The 18,624-nt window shown below is 45.2% G+C and carries 22 protein-coding genes and 1 pseudogene; 8 read left to right on the top strand and 15 right to left on the bottom strand.

Features of this window, described 5'->3' with window-relative positions:
• Positions 1-287: 287 nt before the first annotated feature.
• Positions 288-776: a hypothetical protein gene (locus ABC336_RS31435; protein WP_413242684.1), complete on the top strand. Its 489-nt coding sequence runs from the start codon at positions 288-290 to the stop codon at positions 774-776.
• 70 nt (positions 777-846) lie between these two features.
• On the opposite strand, the gene ABC336_RS31430 is transcribed toward ABC336_RS31435, so the two are convergent.
• Positions 847-1,032, bottom strand: coding sequence for a Spo0E family sporulation regulatory protein-aspartic acid phosphatase (locus ABC336_RS31430; protein ID WP_413242683.1), 186 nt, complete (start codon positions 1,030-1,032; stop codon positions 847-849).
• Between the two features lie 608 nt (positions 1,033-1,640).
• Between ABC336_RS31430 and ABC336_RS31425 the strand changes: the two genes are divergently transcribed.
• Positions 1,641-1,976 (top strand): helix-turn-helix domain-containing protein, encoded by a 336-nt coding sequence (locus tag ABC336_RS31425; RefSeq protein ID WP_413242682.1) that lies wholly within the window; start codon positions 1,641-1,643, stop codon positions 1,974-1,976.
• A gap of 165 nt (positions 1,977-2,141) precedes the next feature.
• A complete protein-coding gene (locus ABC336_RS31420; RefSeq protein WP_413242681.1) occupies positions 2,142-2,471 on the top strand; it encodes a helix-turn-helix domain-containing protein in 330 nt (109 codons plus the stop codon).
• A 33-nt stretch (positions 2,472-2,504) separates the two neighbouring features.
• Here the strand turns inward: ABC336_RS31420 and ABC336_RS31415 are convergent, their stop codons facing one another.
• Positions 2,505-2,840, bottom strand: coding sequence for a YolD-like family protein (locus tag ABC336_RS31415; protein WP_413242680.1), 336 nt, complete (start codon positions 2,838-2,840; stop codon positions 2,505-2,507).
• A gap of 607 nt (positions 2,841-3,447) precedes the next feature.
• Between ABC336_RS31415 and ABC336_RS31410 the strand changes: the two genes are divergently transcribed.
• From ABC336_RS31410 to ABC336_RS31400, 3 genes are all read left to right on the top strand, one after another.
• On the top strand, positions 3,448-3,816 hold the full coding sequence (locus ABC336_RS31410; protein ID WP_413242679.1) for an ArsR/SmtB family transcription factor: 369 nt from the start codon (positions 3,448-3,450) through the stop codon (positions 3,814-3,816).
• Positions 3,817-3,820: 4 nt separating this feature from the next.
• Complete coding sequence (locus ABC336_RS31405; protein ID WP_413242678.1) at positions 3,821-5,977, top strand: heavy metal translocating P-type ATPase; 2,157 nt, start codon at positions 3,821-3,823, stop codon at positions 5,975-5,977.
• A 63-nt stretch (positions 5,978-6,040) separates the two neighbouring features.
• A complete protein-coding gene (locus ABC336_RS31400; RefSeq protein WP_413242677.1) occupies positions 6,041-7,006 on the top strand; it encodes a flavin-containing monooxygenase in 966 nt (321 codons plus the stop codon).
• Between the two features lie 465 nt (positions 7,007-7,471).
• Here ABC336_RS31400 and ABC336_RS31395 read toward each other — a convergent pair whose 3' ends face one another.
• The 5 genes from ABC336_RS31395 to ABC336_RS31375 all read right to left on the bottom strand — a co-directional run bounded on the left by ABC336_RS31395 (position 7,472) and on the right by ABC336_RS31375 (position 11,392).
• The gene (locus tag ABC336_RS31395; protein WP_413242676.1) at positions 7,472-8,269 is read right to left on the bottom strand and encodes an arsenite methyltransferase; all 798 of its coding nucleotides are present in this window, start codon (positions 8,267-8,269) and stop codon (positions 7,472-7,474) included.
• Positions 8,270-8,300: 31 nt separating this feature from the next.
• Complete coding sequence (locus tag ABC336_RS31390) at positions 8,301-8,855, bottom strand: NAD(P)H-dependent oxidoreductase (protein WP_413242675.1); 555 nt, start codon at positions 8,853-8,855, stop codon at positions 8,301-8,303.
• A 23-nt stretch (positions 8,856-8,878) separates the two neighbouring features.
• Positions 8,879-9,940, bottom strand: a complete 1,062-nt coding sequence (locus tag ABC336_RS31385; protein ID WP_413242674.1) for a flavin-containing monooxygenase — start codon at positions 9,938-9,940, stop codon at positions 8,879-8,881.
• A 146-nt stretch (positions 9,941-10,086) separates the two neighbouring features.
• A complete protein-coding gene (locus ABC336_RS31380; protein ID WP_413242673.1) occupies positions 10,087-10,536 on the bottom strand; it encodes a MarR family winged helix-turn-helix transcriptional regulator in 450 nt (149 codons plus the stop codon).
• A gap of 289 nt (positions 10,537-10,825) precedes the next feature.
• Positions 10,826-11,392 carry a bifunctional transcriptional activator/DNA repair enzyme AdaA gene (locus ABC336_RS31375; RefSeq protein ID WP_413242672.1) on the bottom strand — a complete coding sequence of 189 codons (567 nt, stop codon included), beginning with the start codon at positions 11,390-11,392 and terminating at the stop codon, positions 10,826-10,828.
• Positions 11,393-11,521: 129 nt separating this feature from the next.
• Here ABC336_RS31375 and ABC336_RS31370 point away from each other — a divergent pair, with 129 nt between their 5' ends.
• The gene (locus tag ABC336_RS31370; protein ID WP_413242671.1) at positions 11,522-12,484 is read left to right on the top strand and encodes an arsenic resistance protein; all 963 of its coding nucleotides are present in this window, start codon (positions 11,522-11,524) and stop codon (positions 12,482-12,484) included.
• A 174-nt stretch (positions 12,485-12,658) separates the two neighbouring features.
• On the opposite strand, the gene ABC336_RS31365 is transcribed toward ABC336_RS31370, so the two are convergent.
• Genes ABC336_RS31365 through ABC336_RS31340 form a run of 6 tightly spaced genes read right to left on the bottom strand, consistent with a single transcriptional unit; the run spans position 12,659 to position 16,621 of the window.
• Positions 12,659-13,090: a protein-tyrosine phosphatase family protein gene (locus ABC336_RS31365; RefSeq protein WP_413242670.1), complete on the bottom strand. Its 432-nt coding sequence runs from the start codon at positions 13,088-13,090 to the stop codon at positions 12,659-12,661.
• Positions 13,091-13,103: 13 nt separating this feature from the next.
• On the bottom strand, positions 13,104-13,568 hold the full coding sequence (locus tag ABC336_RS31360) for an ArsI/CadI family heavy metal resistance metalloenzyme (protein ID WP_413242399.1): 465 nt from the start codon (positions 13,566-13,568) through the stop codon (positions 13,104-13,106).
• Between the two features lie 23 nt (positions 13,569-13,591).
• A complete protein-coding gene (trxB, locus tag ABC336_RS31355) occupies positions 13,592-14,539 on the bottom strand; it encodes a thioredoxin-disulfide reductase (protein ID WP_413242669.1) in 948 nt (315 codons plus the stop codon).
• 17 nt (positions 14,540-14,556) lie between these two features.
• Positions 14,557-14,976: an arsenate reductase (thioredoxin) gene (gene arsC, locus ABC336_RS31350; protein ID WP_020616230.1), complete on the bottom strand. Its 420-nt coding sequence runs from the start codon at positions 14,974-14,976 to the stop codon at positions 14,557-14,559.
• 24 nt (positions 14,977-15,000) lie between these two features.
• Positions 15,001-16,293 carry an arsenic transporter gene (locus ABC336_RS31345; RefSeq protein WP_413242668.1) on the bottom strand — a complete coding sequence of 431 codons (1,293 nt, stop codon included), beginning with the start codon at positions 16,291-16,293 and terminating at the stop codon, positions 15,001-15,003.
• Between the two features lie 16 nt (positions 16,294-16,309).
• Positions 16,310-16,621 carry an ArsR/SmtB family transcription factor gene (locus tag ABC336_RS31340; protein ID WP_413242667.1) on the bottom strand — a complete coding sequence of 104 codons (312 nt, stop codon included), beginning with the start codon at positions 16,619-16,621 and terminating at the stop codon, positions 16,310-16,312.
• A gap of 238 nt (positions 16,622-16,859) precedes the next feature.
• Between ABC336_RS31340 and ABC336_RS31335 the strand changes: the two genes are divergently transcribed.
• Positions 16,860-17,453 (top strand): response regulator transcription factor, encoded by a 594-nt coding sequence (locus tag ABC336_RS31335; RefSeq protein ID WP_413242666.1) that lies wholly within the window; start codon positions 16,860-16,862, stop codon positions 17,451-17,453.
• A gap of 132 nt (positions 17,454-17,585) precedes the next feature.
• On the opposite strand, the gene ABC336_RS31330 is transcribed toward ABC336_RS31335, so the two are convergent.
• Both ABC336_RS31330 and ABC336_RS31325 read right to left on the bottom strand, forming a co-directional pair.
• Positions 17,586-17,912: an ArsR/SmtB family transcription factor gene (locus ABC336_RS31330; protein ID WP_413242665.1), complete on the bottom strand. Its 327-nt coding sequence runs from the start codon at positions 17,910-17,912 to the stop codon at positions 17,586-17,588.
• A gap of 593 nt (positions 17,913-18,505) precedes the next feature.
• A pseudogene (locus ABC336_RS31325) lies at positions 18,506-18,624 on the bottom strand (NlpC/P60 family protein); the annotation flags it as partial.

Below are 18,624 nucleotides of genomic sequence, written 5' to 3'. Positions count from 1 at the left end.
GCTCTGGTTATCGACCGGAGTCCTCCCGCAGCGGTGCGTACCGGCTCTTGGGCGGCGTTTTAAGAGCCGTCCTAGAGCCGGTAGCATCAGCCCGTTCTTCCTTCCTTCTTTTGATCTGGCTTTGGACAACAAAAAAACGCCCACCGAGCGATCAGCTCCATGTGGGCGCTACCGAATTTGTACGAAGAAAATCATTATCCCATCTCGACAATTTAAGTAACCTAAATTAAAATGAAGTGATTACGGCGTTTAATTTTAGTTACTTAAATGTTGGAGGGTGAAGTGAAATGATTCCGTCTGAAAAAAGAGCGATTGGCCGTCCCGCCGAAGGCATTACCAAAAAGAAGTCGCTGACATTAACGGAAAGCGAATGGGCCATTGTTGAGCAATACGATACGATCGCCGCCTTTGTCAAAGCCGCTTTGAAACCGCAGCTCGCCACGCAAGCAACTACGCTTCATCCTTCCGATAATCGGCAATTCGCAGACTACCCCAAGCACGAAGTGGACTCTTGCTGGAAAACGTATTTACGATTTTCCGAGGATCCGCCTCCGTCTGAAGAAGTCATCGAGCAGGCGCAGGAAGCCATGTACCGCGTTCTCTACCCGAATGGATCGGAGCAGCCCGCAGTCGAAGTCAAAGCGCAGTACATCTGTCCTTTTTCCGGAAAGCGCTTTGGATCAGTTCACAAAATGGTACAAGCCGCCATTCCCCGCCTGCTTCAGTCCACGGAAGCGATGCTGAAAATGAAAGCCGAGCGAGAACGAAGAGGATAGACCCGGCACCTTGCTCTCCAAAAACGCTGACCGAGCCGCCCGGGCATCACGCCAGGCGGCGACCTCTGGCTCACCCTCCTTCAATCCAGCACTTGTCCAGCAAACTGAAGTTGTATTGATTGATTAACGCGTCCAGCTCTTTCGACTTCGCCAGCACGTTTGCACTATGTAATCCTTCCTGTCTCGCCAACTCAACCATTTCCCTCCGAAGCACTTCGATTTTCGCTGCCAATGATTTGCGACTTTCTGTGTTCATCGATCCGATCCTTTCCAGCACATATAATCTTGTCGGTTGATTCGCCCATCTGGGTCTTGTTTAACCTCTTTCCCGTCTGAAAACAGAAAAGCCCCAACCCTAATAAACTAGAGCTGAAGCTTATCTTGATGAACCCCCTCTGATGTGCAAGCCACTCATAGAAAACGCGGAAGATAGGTGATGGAAAAGAATAATATCATCATGAACTGGAGCAAGAGGATCGAGACCAAACAACCGGTCAAAAGCCATCGAATGTACGCCGCGCAATCCGAACCCATTCCGGCTTCTGCGACTCGTGATACCTTTCGCATTTCTCATGCCTCATGTTCTTGCTCCCTTCGATTGCGTTTCACTTGCTCCACGATCAGCAATGTGAACACGGACGCCCCAATGACTATAAATCCGGTTTTCATCCACCATGAAGATTCAAGAAACCAATGATACAACATTGCACCCAATCCTTTCCTTTCCTGTCCCTTTAACTATCTTACAGAAATTTTACTGTTCTTAGAAGACCGATTTACAATAGAAATCAGGCAATCGAAGTGCCTCCACCCCCTACCCTCCATTGTCTACACTTTTCTTATAGCCCGTTTGGAGGTCTTTGCATGACACAAAAATCAACAAAAGCCATCATAGGTGAACGAATCAGGTATTATCGCGCGATGAAAAATTTAACCCAAGATGATCTTGCCGAGCGGACAGGCAGTACTGGATCGTATATTGGCCGGATTGAGCGCGGTGAGCGCAATGTCAATCTGCACACCCTTGAAAAAATTTGCGACGAGCTGAAGATCAGCGTCTTTACGCTCTTTTCGCATGACAGCCCCGATCTGCTGCAAGACCATCCTTGGACGCAAAAAAGTATCGCGCTGCTGCTCGAACAAGACGAGCGCCATCAACAAAAAGCCTTCCGCTTGCTCAAGGAACTGTTCTCGGATTAACAGAATTACGCCACTGATCCGAGGACTTACCCACTCCCTCCCTTCTTTGCCACAGCTTTCCTATGAATCATATATCGACAATTATATATTAAAAATGAATCATATTATAGTCTCTTCAATCGTTCTTAGATTAACTACACTGAAAAAGAAGGAGCGATTGAAGACATGACGACCACTTTACAACGCATTGGAAAAGCCATTCGTGAACTACGTAAAAGCCGTAATATGACCCAAGAACAGCTTGCCGAACTGACCGATACCGCCTTTTCCTATATCGGCTCCATCGAGCGCGGCGGGCAAAATGTTACCATCGAGACATTAGAGAAAATCGCGCACGCCCTACATATCGGCGTCTTTGATCTGCTGGCCTTGTGCCAGAAGGAAAACGAGACCATTCGTAAAATCGATACTCTGCTGCATTCGCAGGACGATTTTCACCAACGCAAAATATTAACCATCCTAAATGAAATGGTCAAAAAACCTGATTCCCGTTAAAACAAAAATAGCCCCTTCAGGGCTATTCGCTTTTTAGCGATACGACGCTTCGATGATTCGATCAAAGGGCAGAAACGTCCTTTCCTCGCCTTCCAGCTCCACACCGTACCGATCCATCCGTTTGACAATACCGAAAACCGTCTCATACTCAAAATCGCTAAACAACGGGAGCGTTAGCTCTACCCCTTCGGCCTTGGAGTGCTGCAAAAGCTGCTCGATCTCGGCCACTTGCTGTTCATCCAACATCGGCTTCTTTAGTCGCTTGGCTTCCCTTTGTTGCCGCAAAATGGCTTCCTTATGCTCGGGCACGATGAAACCGCTCGACTTAAATATTTTGTTGCTTCCCGGCGTGACTTTCGTTTCTTTCATCTGTCCTCACCCCCTCCCTTCATAAAGGGGAACATGTATTCCCATTATAAAAGCAGAACGGACGACTGACAATAGAACCTCCTGTAAACAAGATCAGATCCGGAAGCCCCCAAATTATTTACAAAATCCGGATCGATCGACGAGCTGCAGCGCGTTTTTTGTTTACAAATTCGGGTACCGGTTCCAAGACGTTGTTTACATCTGGAATCGTGGCCAACGCCCTTCCGTCCGGAGCTGGTCAGTAACTAATTTACAAAGCGAAACCCCGTGGTCGCTATCGGTCATGGCTGCCGAAATAGGCTATCATAGGGTTTCTCCATGTAAAGGCTGTCGCCTTCCTCCACTTCGTTCCGGCCTTTTCAGGTACATCGAGCCTCGCTCCCTATGAGTCCCTGCCATTGTGGCCATGCCCCTTGCCGCTCCCACTCTTGCGCTTTGCAAGAACTGTCTTGTCCAAAAACCAGCCAAACATAAGACCTAAAAACGTTTGACGATTCCTTTTGAGTAAAATTACGTTTAAATATTCAAACACTCGTTAGAATATTGACAACATCTAATAAAGAATATAAACTAATAATCAAACAAGTATTTGAATGAGGTGAATCACATGGAAAAAATCCAAGAAAACCAAGATACCTGCGATATATTTTGTTACGACGAAGTGAAAGTCAATCGCGTTTCCGCACTGGTGAAAGAAGAAAAGCTGGCTCCTGTTGCCGATCTTTTTAAAGCCTTATCTGACCAAACGAGGTTAAAGATCGCTTATGCCCTTCTACAAGAAGAAGAATTATGTGTTTGCGATGTTGCTCACATTATTGAAGCGACAACCGCAACGGTCTCCCATCATTTAAGGCTTCTACGCAATTTAGGCATTGCGAAAAGTCGCAAGGAAGGGAAACTGGTTTTTTATTCGCTGGATGACGATCATATTAAGGTACTGGTGAACACAGCGATTGCTCATAGTCAGGAGGTCTAAAAGCATGTCTGAGGAAAATATCGATAATGCCCCCCAACATGTATACCGTGTTGAAGGTTTCACCTGTGCAAATTGCGCAGGAAAATTTGAACATAACGTCAAACAGCTTTCTGGTGTTCAGGATGCGAAAGTAAATTTCGGCGCTTCGAAGATTTCCGTTTACGGTAGCACAACGATTGAAGAGCTGGAGAAAGCCGGTGCTTTTGAAAACTTGAAGGTGATTCCGGAGAAAGCCGCTCGTGAGGCAGCACAAGAAGCAAAGAAGGAAATTAAAGAGCCATTTTATAAGAAGCACAGTACGTTACTGAATGCGACATTGTTGCTCGCATTTGGTTATGTTTCCTACTTTGTAAATGGAGAAGAGAACCTTGTGACGATCTTGCTGTTTTTAGCGTCGATGTTAATCGGAGGATTGTCACTCTTTAAGGTCGGGTTTCAAAACTTACTAAGACTGCAATTTGACATGAAAACACTGATGACCGTAGCTGTAATCGGTGGAGCCATCATTGGTGAATGGGGAGAAGTGGCGCTTGTCGTCATACTGTTCGCGATTAGTGAAGCGCTTGAACGATTCTCCATGGATCGGGCAAGACAATCGATACGTTCATTAATGGATATCGCACCAAAAGAGGCACTTGTTCGACGTAATGGACAAGAAATGATGATCCATGTGGATGATATCGTCGTTGGTGATATTATGATTGTTAAACCTGGTCAAAAGATTGCCATGGACGGCGTGGTCGTAAGTGGCTATTCCGCTGTTAATCAGGCTGCCATTACAGGCGAATCCGTTCCTGTAGAAAAAACGGTGAAGGATGACGTATTTGCCGGTACGCTAAATGAGGAAGGATTACTTGAAGTAAAAATAACGAAACTCGTTGAGGATACAACCATTTCTAAAATTATTCACCTTGTGGAAGAAGCACAAGGTGAACGTGCCCCATCCCAAGCTTTTGTTGATAAATTTGCGAAGTATTATACGCCGATCATCATGATTGTAGCCGCTTTGGTTGCTGTCGTTCCCCCGCTCTTCTTCAATGGCGGTTGGGAAGCATGGATTTATCAGGGATTAGCCGTTCTTGTTGTTGGCTGTCCATGTGCGTTGGTTATTTCCACGCCAATTTCTATCGTTTCCGCCATTGGAAATGCCGCCAAGAAAGGCGTTCTAGTTAAAGGCGGAGTTTATCTGGAAGAAATCGGAGCTTTAAAGGCGATTGCCTTCGATAAAACAGGTACATTAACAAAAGGTGTTCCGGCCGTAACTGACTTTGAAGTTTTTAAAAACAAGGGCAATGAAAATGAGTTGCTGTCGGTCATTACGGCACTAGAGTATCGCTCGCAACACCCGCTTGCTTCTGCGATTATGAAAAAGGCCGAAGAGAAAAATGTCCAATATTCTTATATATCCGTTGATGATTTCTCTTCCATCACTGGCAAGGGAATCAAAGGTAATGTCGATGGGGTAACGTATTATATCGGTAGTCCAAAACTGTTTAAAGAGTTATCGCCTTCGATTTTTAATCAAACGTTAGAAGAGCAGGTCACCTCGCTTCAAAATCAGGGTAAGACTGCCATGGTATTTGGTACGGAAAAAGAAATTCTAGCAGTAATCGCAGTGGCCGATGAAGTTCGCGAATCCAGTAAAGACGTGATTCAAAAGCTGCACCAGCTTGGTATTAACAAAACCATCATGCTTACGGGCGACAACAAAGGTACGGCAAATGCTATAGGTAGTCATGTTGGTGTTTCCGATATTCAAGCGGAACTGATGCCGCAAGACAAATTAGACTATATTAAACAGCTACGATCCGAGTATGGGAACGTGGCCATGGTCGGTGACGGCGTGAATGATGCTCCTGCATTGGCCGCTTCTACCGTCGGGATAGCCATGGGCGGTGCTGGTACAGATACAGCCTTGGAAACAGCCGACGTTGCGTTGATGGGAGACGATTTAAGAAAACTGCCATTCACGGTAAAGTTAAGCCGCAAAGCTTTAAACATCATTAAGGCTAACATTACTTTTGCCATCACCATCAAGTTTATTGCCTTGCTTCTGGTCATACCCGGATGGCTAACGCTCTGGATTGCCATTCTTTCCGATATGGGGGCGACACTCTTGGTTGCCTTAAATGGCTTACGACTCATGCGCGTAAAAGAGTAAAGAAATGTGGGGTTAAAGAAGGCTACAGCCCAATGGAGAGTATTTTTATAAAGGAGAAGTTGTATGGAATATGATGTAATCGTGATCGGTGGCGGCCAAGCCGGACTAGCCACCGGTTATTATTTAAAACAAAAGCAGAAAACGTTTTTGATTCTGGATGAGCGGGAAAAAACAGGCGATTCTTGGCAAAACCGCTACGATTCACTGGTGCTTTTTACGCCTAGATCCTATAGTGCTTTACCGGGTCTCGATTTAAACGGAGATCCATGGGGATACCCAACCAAAGATGAAATCGCACAGTATCTTCATACGTATGCCGCCCGATTTGAACTGCCCATATTACACAATAGGAAAGTGGAAAAGCTACACAAAGCAGGTGCGCAGTTTATCATCACAGCGCAAAGTGGAGATACCTATAAGGCCAAACAAGTCATTGTGGCAACAGGTGGGTTCTATACCCCGTTTATTCCCCCAATCACACAATCGATTAGCCAAGATATGTTTCAAATGCATGCGGCTAATTATCGCAGGTCGGATCAAATTCCACCTGGAAGTGTTCTCATTGTCGGGGCTGGCAACACGGGGGTTCAAATTGCTGCAGAACTAAGTGAAACGCACCAAGTAACCCTTTCCACTAGTAAAAAAATCAAGGCGCTGCCTCAACAATTAATGGGAAAAGACTTGTTTTGGTGGCTCGATCTACTCGGAATATTGAACGTGAAGATCACGACTAAATTAGGCCAATGGGTCAAACAGCGAGACCCTATTATAGGTGGGGATATTCAGAAGGTAAGAAATAAAGTATCTTTTAGGGGACGCTTAGTTGAGATTAAAAAGAAGAATGCCCAATTTGAAGATGGAACACAACAAGAAGTACAGACGATTATATGGGCAACAGGCTATCGAAATAACTATTCATGGATCACCATACATAGATGGTGTAATAGAGCCTCACGGACGGCCTATTCATCAAAGAGGTGTGACAAATATCCCCGGTCTCTACTTTATCGGACTAAGTTGGCAATATAAAAGAGGCTCTGCACTCATTCATGGAGTTGGTGAGGACGCACAATTTCTTATCGATGTCATGGGGAATCCAATCTCGCCACCCAAAATGTAAATATTACAGAAGTTTTCATAATCAGTTGCTTAACGATTCTTCTATCTGTTTCGATGCTCATTTTTCCGTAAAATCAGGGCCACGCGCGGCGGTCATGTTGATATCGATTTTTTACTTCATAAGAATATTGAAAGATAAACAAGTTATTGTATAATGGAGTAACAATCCGAAAGCATCGGTCATGGCAGCTCCGGAGGGGTTCCCTCGGAGCTTCTTTTTTTATTTCAAGGCGAAACTGCACCGATCGCCCAGCTGCAGGCCCGTTTTTGTTTACTAATTTTGCGGCCGGCACCAGAAAAAATGTTTGCATTTGGAACGATGGTCACCGCCGATCCGTCCGGAACTGGCGGTGCGCTTGTTTACTTCGTCTGTATTTATGGTTTCACGGCTTGAATGACTGCCGAAACGATATAGTTTTCGATCTGCTGTCCAGGCACCCAATCTTTAATAAACGCTTTGGATTCATCCTTCGATTCAATCACGATATCTTGAAAACCGCTCTGCACTAACATGCGCTTTACTTCATCGATGGACGAAGCGCCGGAAATGCAACCTGAATACATTTGATCTAGATCATTTTTGATCGGATCAGGCAGCTCGGCTGTCGTTACAATGTCGGAAATCGCAAGGCGACCGCCGGAGTTTAGCACTCGAAACGCTTCATCGAATACTCGTTGTTTATCTGGAGAAAGATTAATGACGCAATTGGATAGGATGACATCCACCGTCTGATCCGGAACCGGCAAATACTCAATTTCTCCTAGCCGGAACTCCGTATTGCCAAACCCGCCTTTATCCGCATTATGACGCGCACGGCTGACCATTTCCGGCGTCATATCGACGCCGATCACGCGCCCCGTCTCCCCCACTTGCCGGGAGGCCAGAAAACAATCGAACCCCCCGCCGCTGCCCAAATCCAGCACAACTTCACCTGGCTTCAAGGCAGCAATGGCTTGCGGATTGCCACAACCTAATCCAAGGTTCGCCCCGTCCGGCACCGCCGTTAATTCTTCGGACGAATACCCCATTTGAGACGATGCACCACTCGCTGATACCGTAAAACTTGGGGAAGGACTACAACACGAAGGGGCTTCCATTTCTTGAACCGCAATTTCTTTGTAACGACTCCGCACATTTTGACGGATTTGATCTTTGCTCACTTCTTGACTCATACCGCATCTCTCCTTTTATTTTTGATTGTCCTCACGCACGTCTGCTATGCGTTAAGGGGTTAAGCTGGCTATCGGTAATATGTTCAACGTAGGCTGTTGCGCTTTTCGTGATCGAGGTAGAATCAAGCCAAACAGCTCCATGTTGCACAAAATGAGCCAAAAAATTCATCCCGGTTAAATTCGCAGTCGCCTGGAACGGCCTTGTCAGTTCGCTTACAGTAAAAAGATTTTTTCCACCTGCTCGGTAGTCTTGTTCATGGCCTCCAATCGAAATCGCGAGAACCAATTCTTTGCCGTGTAAGGCGCTACCGCCCGTTCCATATGCCCAACCATACATCAAGACATCATCCATCCATTTTTTAAGCAAAGGGGGCGCGCTGTACCAAAACAACGGAAATTGAAATACAATTCGGTCATGAGCCAACAGCAATTGTTGCTCACGAGAAACGTTGATCGTTTCATCCGGATATTGCTCATACAGATCATTGACCTTGACAGCCTGGGACTGCTCCAGCTCTTGCTTCCAACTAGCGTTTACACGTGAGCGTTTCATATTGGGATGCGCAATATTTACGAGAATCTTCATGGTTTCCTTCTCCTTCCTGTCCGTCATCCCGTTTGCAGGAAGCGTTCGATATGACGAACAACGTATTTCGCGTCCGGCCCCACCCCCCTTAATGTGGCAGAAGCAAAGGAACGCTGGCCTTCCAAGCCCACATAGTACAGCCCCGGAACGGTCTGGCTAATGCCCGCCGTGTGCAATGGCCTTCCCCCTCCGTTCAATGCACCAATCTCCTGTAAGTACGTGAGTCCAGGACGGTATCCGGTAGCAAAGATGACCGTATCGACGTTTTCCTGCGATCCGTCCGGCCATATGACGCCGTTTTCGTGAAACGCAACGAACATATCTCGTTGATCGGGTTTTCCTGCTTCCAATCTCGCTTTGTAGTCACCTAAATCAGCCGCGGCCGCAGGGATCGGTGCTTGTTTACCAAAGCGCCAGAATGGAAACGTATCTAAGCCAATGGCCTTTATCCAAAAGTGCAAGTCAATGCCAAGCACTTTCTGATTCACAAGGTGCACAGGCTTCAGTACGGCCAGTGTCGTATGGCTACTATCAGCTAGCTCAATGGCAATTTGCACGGCAGAGTTACCTCGCCCAACGACAACTACCCGTTGATTTTTAAAAGCCTCTGCGTTACGGTACAAAGAGGAATGAAGCACCTTCCCTTTGAAGAGGTCGCTGCCTTTAATTTCAGGCGTGTATGGGCTGTGGAACGAACCTGACGCATTAATGATTGTTCTTGCCAGGTAAACGTCACCGGTGCTCGTACTGACTTCAAAACCCTCCTCGCTTTTCTCTATAGTCGTCACTTTCTGATTTAGCCGAATGGGAAGATGAAAGTTTTTGGCATAGTCATTTAGGTACTGGATGACCTCGTTTCGAACCGGATAGTGCGAGCGCTCTCCAGCTATTTTCAGTCCTGGGAGAGAGGATAATGAGGCTGGAGAGAATAGTTTTAAACTGTCATAATAATAGGGCCAAGATCCCCCCACTTGACCACTGGCCTCCAGAATCAAGAATTGAAGTTCGTTTTTCTTTAAGTAGTAACCGGAAGCCATACCTGCCTGACCTCCTCCAATTACGATAACATCCCATACTTTAGTCATAGTAAGACCCCTCATTTAGTTGTAATATGCAAGTAATTTCGAGTAAATCCCATGTCGAATGTCATATACTCATTATTTTCATGGGCATATGAATCGAATCTTCTCAGGAAAATAGTTGTAAAATACAAGTGTTATTGGCATGAAGTTTACCCCTGTGAGGGCATACAACACAGACGGGATTTCCCCATCGCTTCGTTGAGCAACTGGATGGAACGAATGACGGTCTCCCTTTCAACTTCATTCATATGGGAGAAAATATCGTTTAAATAGGCTTTCATTTGCTCATCGATCGCAGCTGCAACAAATTTGCCTTCGATTGTTAAGGATAGGATATAGATTCTTCGATCCGTGACGTCTGGGGTTTTCTTAACCAAGTTCATCTTTATTAACGACTGAATTTGGCGACTGAACGTCGTAATATCCGTACCTAATGTTTCGGCCACTTGTTGAATGGATGGTTGATTCTGACGGTCGATTTCATAAAGAATATGGCTCTGGATGAGTGAGATGTTGAACCCACCAGCAGAACAGCAGTTTTTATTTAAGAAGCCGAACCGGCGGGTCATAATTTGAATGAGCTCCCGAACGTTTTCCATGGTGATTCACCTCACATATAGTTATATCTCAATTAGTTGTATATTGCAAGTAATTTAAAAAAGGCCTGATGTGGTTTTGCGCCGTATCAGCAGCTGCAATCATGGCTACTCGTTTACCTTGATGGTATATTTTGTATTGAAGGTCACATGAACAGCCGTGATCTGCGTGTAACTCTCGAAATAGTCTTCGACTTGTAGATGTAATGTTTCTCCTCCTTGTCGAATGTAAGTGCGGAGTGTGTCAATAAAGAAAGTGATCAACCATGTACTGGGTTTAGTGGTCCTATAGTTAAGAATGAATATTAACTTCTAGCGCGTAGGCTTCACGGTAAATCTTTGGGGACAGACCGACTTTTGCTTTAAATACCTTTGAAAAGTGAGAAAGGCTGCTGTAGCCGATCTCATAAGCGATTTGTGTCGTAGACAACTCCTGTATCCGTAATAAGTTCTTTGCTCTTTCAATCCGAACATCATGCAGATATTGCAATGGACTGATCCCTAGTAGTTCTTTGAAGGTCCGTTGGATATGAGAAGAGTTTCTCTCCAGTATTTCCGCCATGCTTTGCAACGTTATTTTTAGCTCATAATGGGAATGGATATAGTCTTTCGTTTTTTCAAACAAGTCTTTTTTGGCCCCTTCCCAGCTAGCCTCGTTAGGTCTACAGCGCTGGCAAGGGCGAAATCCGCTCGATAACGCTCGCTCCTGATCATAGAATAGAACGACATTTTTAGGGTTTGGCGTTCGGGATGTACAGGAAGGTCTGCAAAACGTCCCAGTCGTAATTAAGGCATAAAAGAACTGGGGGTCATATTGAGCATTGCAAGAAATGATGGCCTGCCACTCTTCATTTGTCAAGCTTCTACCCTCCCTTTTCAATTGAACCTCAAGATTATGAAAGCTTCTGCCTTGCCAGACCTATAAACTAAATCTCATACCGGTTAGTTGTGCACAGCTGCCTCTATCCCAACTGAAAGAGGTTTGAACATGAGCTTACTCGAAAAGTATCAAACGTTTCTAATTTTGCTGGCGGTTGGGCTCGGGCTCTTACTGGGTCAACTGCCATTCATAGGGCACCATGCTGAAAATTTGATTATACCATGTCTGGTCTTCATGTTGTACGGCTTGTTTTTAAACATCCCACTTCACCAATTTAAAGCGGCTTTTCGTAACATCAAATTTCTGGGTCTAAGTAGCATACTAAATTTTTTGTGGACGCCTTTGCTCGCCTGGTTTCTCGGGTGGATCTTCCTGGCCGACCATCCAGCATTGTGGATTGGCTTTATCATGCTCATGGTCACTCCTTGTACAGACTGGTACTTAATGTTCACAGGAATTGCCAAAGGCAATGTAGCTCTGTCGGCTTCCATCCTGCCCGTTAATTTAGTCTTACAGGTACTGCTGCTCCCCGTTTATTTAATGATTTTTGCTGGGACTATCCAGACCATTCCGTTAGCTACCCTGACCGAGAGTGTGCTCGTCGTCCTCGTGATCCCATTTGTACTGGCCCATACTACGCGCTTCCTCTTGAGAAACAAAGAGTCAATACTGAACAACAAATTGGGGCCGTTTTTCTCGTCTGCACAAATCATCTTTCTATGCCTGGCCATTTTGGCCATGTTTGCATCGCAGGGTTCAATTCTAGTTGACAATGTGGGAGCCATCTATGTTTTGATTCTCCCGGTTCTATTGTACTTTGGCATTAATTTTATCGTAGGCTTACTGACAGGAAAATTGTTTAGGTTACCATCAGCGGATGCAATCAGTTTAAATTTAACTATTGTTGCACGAAATTCGCCAGTTGCTTTAGCTATAGCAGTAACGGCTTTTCCTGACCAACCCTTGATATCATTAGCCTTAGTCGTCGGACCATTAATTGAATTGCCGGTACTTGCTGTGATCACTCAAGGTCTCTTATCTTTGTATCATAATAAAAAACAGAAGGCGTAAACAGGCTAGCCCCTGAGGCGCTAGACGGCTTGTCAAGAACGGAAAGCTTGTTGCTCGCAGTGAGCTGCAGCCTCGTTCAGCAAAAGCATTATAAAGCTACTTAGGCATTTAAAAAACTTATGAGAAAAAAGAAAAATGGCCGCGTCTTAAGACGACGGCCACCTCACCCTGCCTTTAGGACTCAAACAACTTTTGTAATGCTTCCCGTTGAGGTTCGCGAATCTGAATGACAGGCCGAATCTCTTTTGCGATACGCTCTGCTTCTTCGATGGAAGAGGCTTTTCCTAACGCTATTAATGTGCCTATTGAGACAGCACCTGTACGGCCCTTTCCACCACCGCAATGAAATCCGACCTTCTTGCCTTCCCGATAAGCCGTCACAACCTGATTAATGGCCTCTTGAAACAAATCTTCTTGCGGTGTTTCCGCGTTGTCTCCAATACCAACCCTGATCCATGTCGCATCCGTTTCCGGGTAGGCGCATTCGGTTGCTTCTTCACGAAGATCGACAATAACTTCACACTTTTCATCCAAAACCATATCTTTAACGTCGGCCGCGCCACCCATGAAAATCCGATCCTCTATTAGTGCATGATACGTCTTCATCGTAAATACTCCTTTACTTCTTCTGAAATGATGTGAATTCAACCGATACAGGGGCCGCAGGGGGAGCGCAACAAAGGGACAGGTCCCGAGGATCCCCTGCAGACTCAAACTCAGAATCCTCTTTGGTGTAAAAGATCTCCCACGCGTTTCCATCAGGATCATAGACCCACACTTTGTCTTGAACAGCATAACAACACGTTGTGTTCATCTCATCAATAGTCAATAGTTCCGATTGCCGGAGACGTTCTCCCATCGCGAGAACATCTTCGGTAGTATTCACTTGGAAACCCAGGTGGTTTAATACACCATTTTTCTCAAACGGTCGGACATTCAAAGAGAAATGTAAAGCTGGTTCATCCAATTCAAATTTGGCATAGTTATCTTTGATCTTTACAGGTTCTACCCCAAAGAAGTTTCGATAGAAGGTTAGCGACTTTTCCAGATCCGTACAATTCACAGCCACATGCATGCGTTGAATCATAACCGTGTTTCCTCCCTTGTTTAGAGTGTTATACTCCAGTCATGTACACGATTGCCCTCCAGAAATTTCTCGACATCCAGCGCAGCCATGCAGCCCGATCCGGCTGCGGTGATCGCTTGGCGATACGTATGATCCTGGACGTCCCCACAAGCAAATACACCGGCTATATTCGTTTCTGTCGTCCCTGGCTTAACGAGGATGTATCCTGTTTCATCTGTCTGTAGCTCATCACCCAGGAAGCCTGTGTTCGGGGTATGGCCAATCGCAACGAATATGCCGTCCGTTTGAATGACTTTCTCTTCACCGGTAGTGGCATCCTGTCCTTTTAAACCAACCACGCCGTGTTCGCCAGCGAGCACTTCGACTGGGATGGTGTTTAATGCCCACTCAATTTTAGGGTTGGCTCGTGCGCGATCTTGCATAATCTTTGAAGCGCGCATCTCATTTCGACGGTGGACGACGGTTACCTTAGCGGCAAACTTTGTTAGAAAGTTGGCTTCCTCCATGGCAGAGTCACCACCGCCAATGACAACAATCTCTTTCCCTCTAAAGAAGAAACCGTCGCAGGTTGCGCATGTGCTAACGCCGCGGCCAATATTTTCTTTCTCTCCCGGAATGCCAAGGAGTTTTGCTGAAGCACCGGTGGAGATGATTAACGATTCTGTTTGCAAATCACCCATGCCGTCTACCGAGAGGGTAAACGGTCGATTCGTAAAGTCAACGCTGGTCACCCATCCCCGATGAAACTCAGCACCGAATCGTTCCGCTTGTTTACGCATATTATTCATAAGTTCAGGCCCCATGATTCCATCAGGAAACCCCGGGAAATTCTCGACCTCGGTCGTAAGGGTCAATTGTCCGCCTGGTTCAGGCCCCTCAATCACAATGGGCTCAAGATTGGCACGGGCCAGATAAATGGCAGCCGTCAAACCGGCTGGTCCTGTTCCGATAATTACTGCTTTATGCATCGCGAACCCTCCCTACTTTATTCTCCTTCAGCAGCAAATCGCTGGATACGTGCCTCAATCTGGTCTCGAACTCGTTGAAACACTGCCCATTTCTCCTCGTCCGTGCCGGTTGCTTTAGCGGGGTCATCGAATCCCCAATGATATCGTGTCACATGCGGAGGGGTCATCGGACATTTGTCGTTTGCATCGCCACAAAGCGTAATAACGACGTCTGCTTTATTCAAAATCTCCGGATCAATCACATCCGAGGTTTGCTGGCTTATATCGACGCCCTTCTCTGCCATGGCTTTAACCGCCTTGGGGTTTAATCCGTGTGCTTCAATACCTGCGCTATAAACGTCATATTCTTCACCGAGATGTTGATGTCCAAAACCTTCTGCCATCTGACTGCGGCACGAATTACCAGTACAAAGAAAGTAAACGATTTTTTTATTCATGTGAAAGTCTCCTCTTGAATGAATTTAGTTGATGATCCAAAGCCATAACGACAAAGCGGTCAAAGTAATGAACAAGGTAGGCACGGTTAAGATGATGCCAACTCTAAAGTAATATCCCCATGTTATTTTCACGCCTTTGCGTGAGAGCACATGCAGCCATAACAGGGTAGCTAATGAACCGATGGGCGTGATTTTTGGTCCGAGATCCGAACCAATGACATTGGCGTAAATCAAGGCTTCTCGAATGATCCCCTCTGTTCCTGTCCCTTGGATTGCAAGCGCGTTGATCATCACAGTTGGCATGTTGTTCATGAAGGAAGAGAGCACGGCGGCAATAAAGCCCATGCCGATCGTAGTCACATACAAGCCTTGGTCGGCGACTTGTTCAATGATCTGACCTAACTGATCGGTGAGACCTACATTGCGCAAGCCATAAACAACGACGTACATACCAATGGAGAAAACAACGACAGACCATGGCGCCTCTTTGATGATCTTTGTTGTGGCAACTGCCTTACTCCCCCGAGCTGCGATGATAAAAAGTATCGAGACGACCATGGCAACGATCGAGACGGGGACGTGAATAAATTCACTGACGAGATAGGCAACCAATAACACAGCTAGAATGATCCAGGATAAGCGAAAGAGTTGGTGATCTTTAATCGCTTCCCGAGGGGCTCGTAAATGCTTCACATCATAGTTTTTCGGAATGCTTTTTCGGAAGAAAAGATACAAGACGATAATACTTGCCGCTATAGAGAACAGATTCGGAACAATCATGCGCGTCGCATACTGTACAAAACCGATGCCAAAATAATCGGCAGAGACAATATTGACCAGGTTACTGACGATGAGCGGCAGTGATGCCGTGTCGGCGATAAATCCGCTGGCCATAATAAACGGTAAGATCATCCGCTCGTCAAACTTTAGCGCCCTTACCATCGATAATACGATCGGTGTTAGGATAAGAGCTGCACCGTCGTTCGCAAAGAAAGCAGCAACCAATGCGCCAAGCAGAACGACATAAATAAACATCAAGGTGCCATTGCCTCGGGCTAGCCTGGCCATATGTAGGGCAGACCATTCAAAAAAACCAATTTCGTCGAGAATAAGTGAGATGAGAATGATGGCTACAAAGGCCAGCGTCGCATTCCATACAATCAATGTCACATCCTGGACATCACTGAAACTAACGACACCAAAGAGCAGGGCAAGAACGGCACCACCTGCTGCAGACCAGCCAATGTTCAATCCTTTTGGCTGCCAGATGACGAAAATTAACGTCACAACAAACAATATCGACGCAATGATTAACATAAGTCCTCCTTAACAGCTAACAGCTTTCTGACTGAAATTGCATGGCTTGGTGTTTCATCGATGGAACATCATTTAAAATGTCGGATATATAAGGTTTGTTATCACGGTTTATGGCATAGTAAATCCACTGGCCTCGCCGTGTTTCGCGGACCAAATTACCGGTCTTTAACTTACGTAAATGCTGGCTAATATTAGGTTGTGTGGACTCTAATGCAGCTGCAATGTCACAGACACACATCTCTTTTTCTTTGAGTAGCGCTAGTATCATTAATCGCGTTTTGTCAGACAACAGTTTCAGTTCTTCAACCATAGCAGCATAACTAAGCATGGTACTCCCCTCCTATCCCATATATCGCTTCTAATTTCACCTTTATTATACTCATATAATTATATAAGTAAAGGTTTATATGTAAATCGGAGATGAACAATTTTTAAACGGACAGGATGCACACCTAATTGGTGAGCCGTTCGAGAAAAAGGCTTAAAAGATAATTAACTTGTCATTCATATAATAACATGTTTATATATTGATATAAGATATTTCAAGAAAGGCGGTCTGAATCATCATGCTAAAGGTACTCTTGGTTGAAGATGATTTGTACTTCTCCTCCTTCGTTCAACAAGTGTTAGAACGTGAAGGCCTTTATGATGTTGAGATTGCTAAAACGGTTGAAGATTCCTGTCAAAAGATGATTGAAAACAAGTATGATCTTATCATTTTGAATATAACGATTGGCGGAGGGAGAATGGGTCTTGATATGCTAAGGTCTCTTCGGTATCGAAGCTTGAGCGTCCCTGTTTTAATTCTTTCCATGTATGACCGGGAACCGGAGGTAATTGAGGGGCTAATAGCGGGAGCAAATGATTATTTAGCGAAGCCTTTTAGCGTGACGGAGTTGCTCGGAAAGATTTCGAACCTCAATTCAAGGTCCGTTTGTTTTAAGCAACCTAAATGGGCTTCTAAAACTGGATCAACCCGTGGGATAGTTATTCATCCCGAGTTGCCTGCAATTGAAATCAAAGGGGTCACTGCTCCTCTGCGGCCGATTGAATACGAATTGTTCATAAAACTCGCGAGGCAACAGGGGGTCATCTTATCCCAGGAACATTTACTACATAGTGTTTGGAATAGTGATTTTATGGCGGGAACAGAAATATAGAGATTCATATTAGCTCATTAAGCCGTCGCTTGGCTCACTTTCAGGAAGCTATTCGTATTGTATTTTTTCGCGGCGGTTATCGCTTTATGTGCAATGGACCGTGGTGTCATATAAGACACAAGAGCAGTTAAATTAGTCGCATGCGGTTGCTGCAAGTTGCTGGTCCAGCCATTCCAGCTTTTCGGCTTGAGAAGGAATGCTTTCAAGTACGTCCTTCACGTAAGGTTTTTCTTCGAGGCTTAGGGAGTAATACACCCATTTGCCTCTCCGATATTCGTTTAGAAGTCCGCCGGCCTTCATTTTCCTCAAATGCTGGCTTATGCTAGGCTGTGACATCTGCATAATATCGACAAGATTACAGACGCAAAGCTCTCTTTCCTTAAGTAACCCCAGAATGGTTAATCTTGATTTATCGCCAAGGAGTTTGAATGTCTCAGCCATTGTATCCAAAGAATCCATGTGGAACACCTCCCTAAAGTACATAATTATATAATCTAATTATAATATATTGTAAACCATTAAATCTAATTACATCTGGATAGGCCTCACAAACGTGCCATAAATTAAGTTAGATCTCCCCCGTCATTTAAAAGAACGGTGATCAGGTATGTCTTAGATGATTATTTGCACGACACCAGCATCTGTGGCAATCACCTCAATAATTAGTGCAACCGTTTATTTATTGTCCATAATCCCGGTCACAGGCGGATAGCGCAAAAACACTAATTGCTATGAGAATTAACACTAATTTGTTTTTCGTTTTGTATGACACCTCATAGTTTCAGTACAATAGCGTGGGACCTCCCCTTTTTTTTTGCAGGGCCATCTACGGTGCTATCTATAAATAAATCTTTGTTCCTGGACCCTGATAACGTCCTCTGGACATGTTATGCAAGAATATAATACGAAGGCAGTTCACTTTTGCTTTCTCACCAGTATACAACAAACCCAGTAACTGCGCGGTACTGGGTTTGTTTTTACTCTCTATTCTTTTTGCCATCTTCAGTTAGACACTACTTGCTCTTAGACAACAGCAGCTTGGCTTTTTTAATTCACTTTAGTTCCATCATCTTAATAAAGGTGCTTTCTGTAACGACTCGTCTTGCAGTTACGTATCGTTTCTCAAAGTAACTATCGCTCAGTCTACTGATTGTAACTCCTTTGCTTGAAG

The sequence above is a fragment of the Paenibacillus jepli genome (assembly GCF_047238105.1).
In the GTDB taxonomy this organism is placed as follows: domain Bacteria; phylum Bacillota; class Bacilli; order Paenibacillales; family Paenibacillaceae; genus Paenibacillus_D.
The sequence above is the reverse complement of the archived record's forward strand: the minus strand, read 5'-3'. Positions and strand labels throughout refer to the sequence as shown.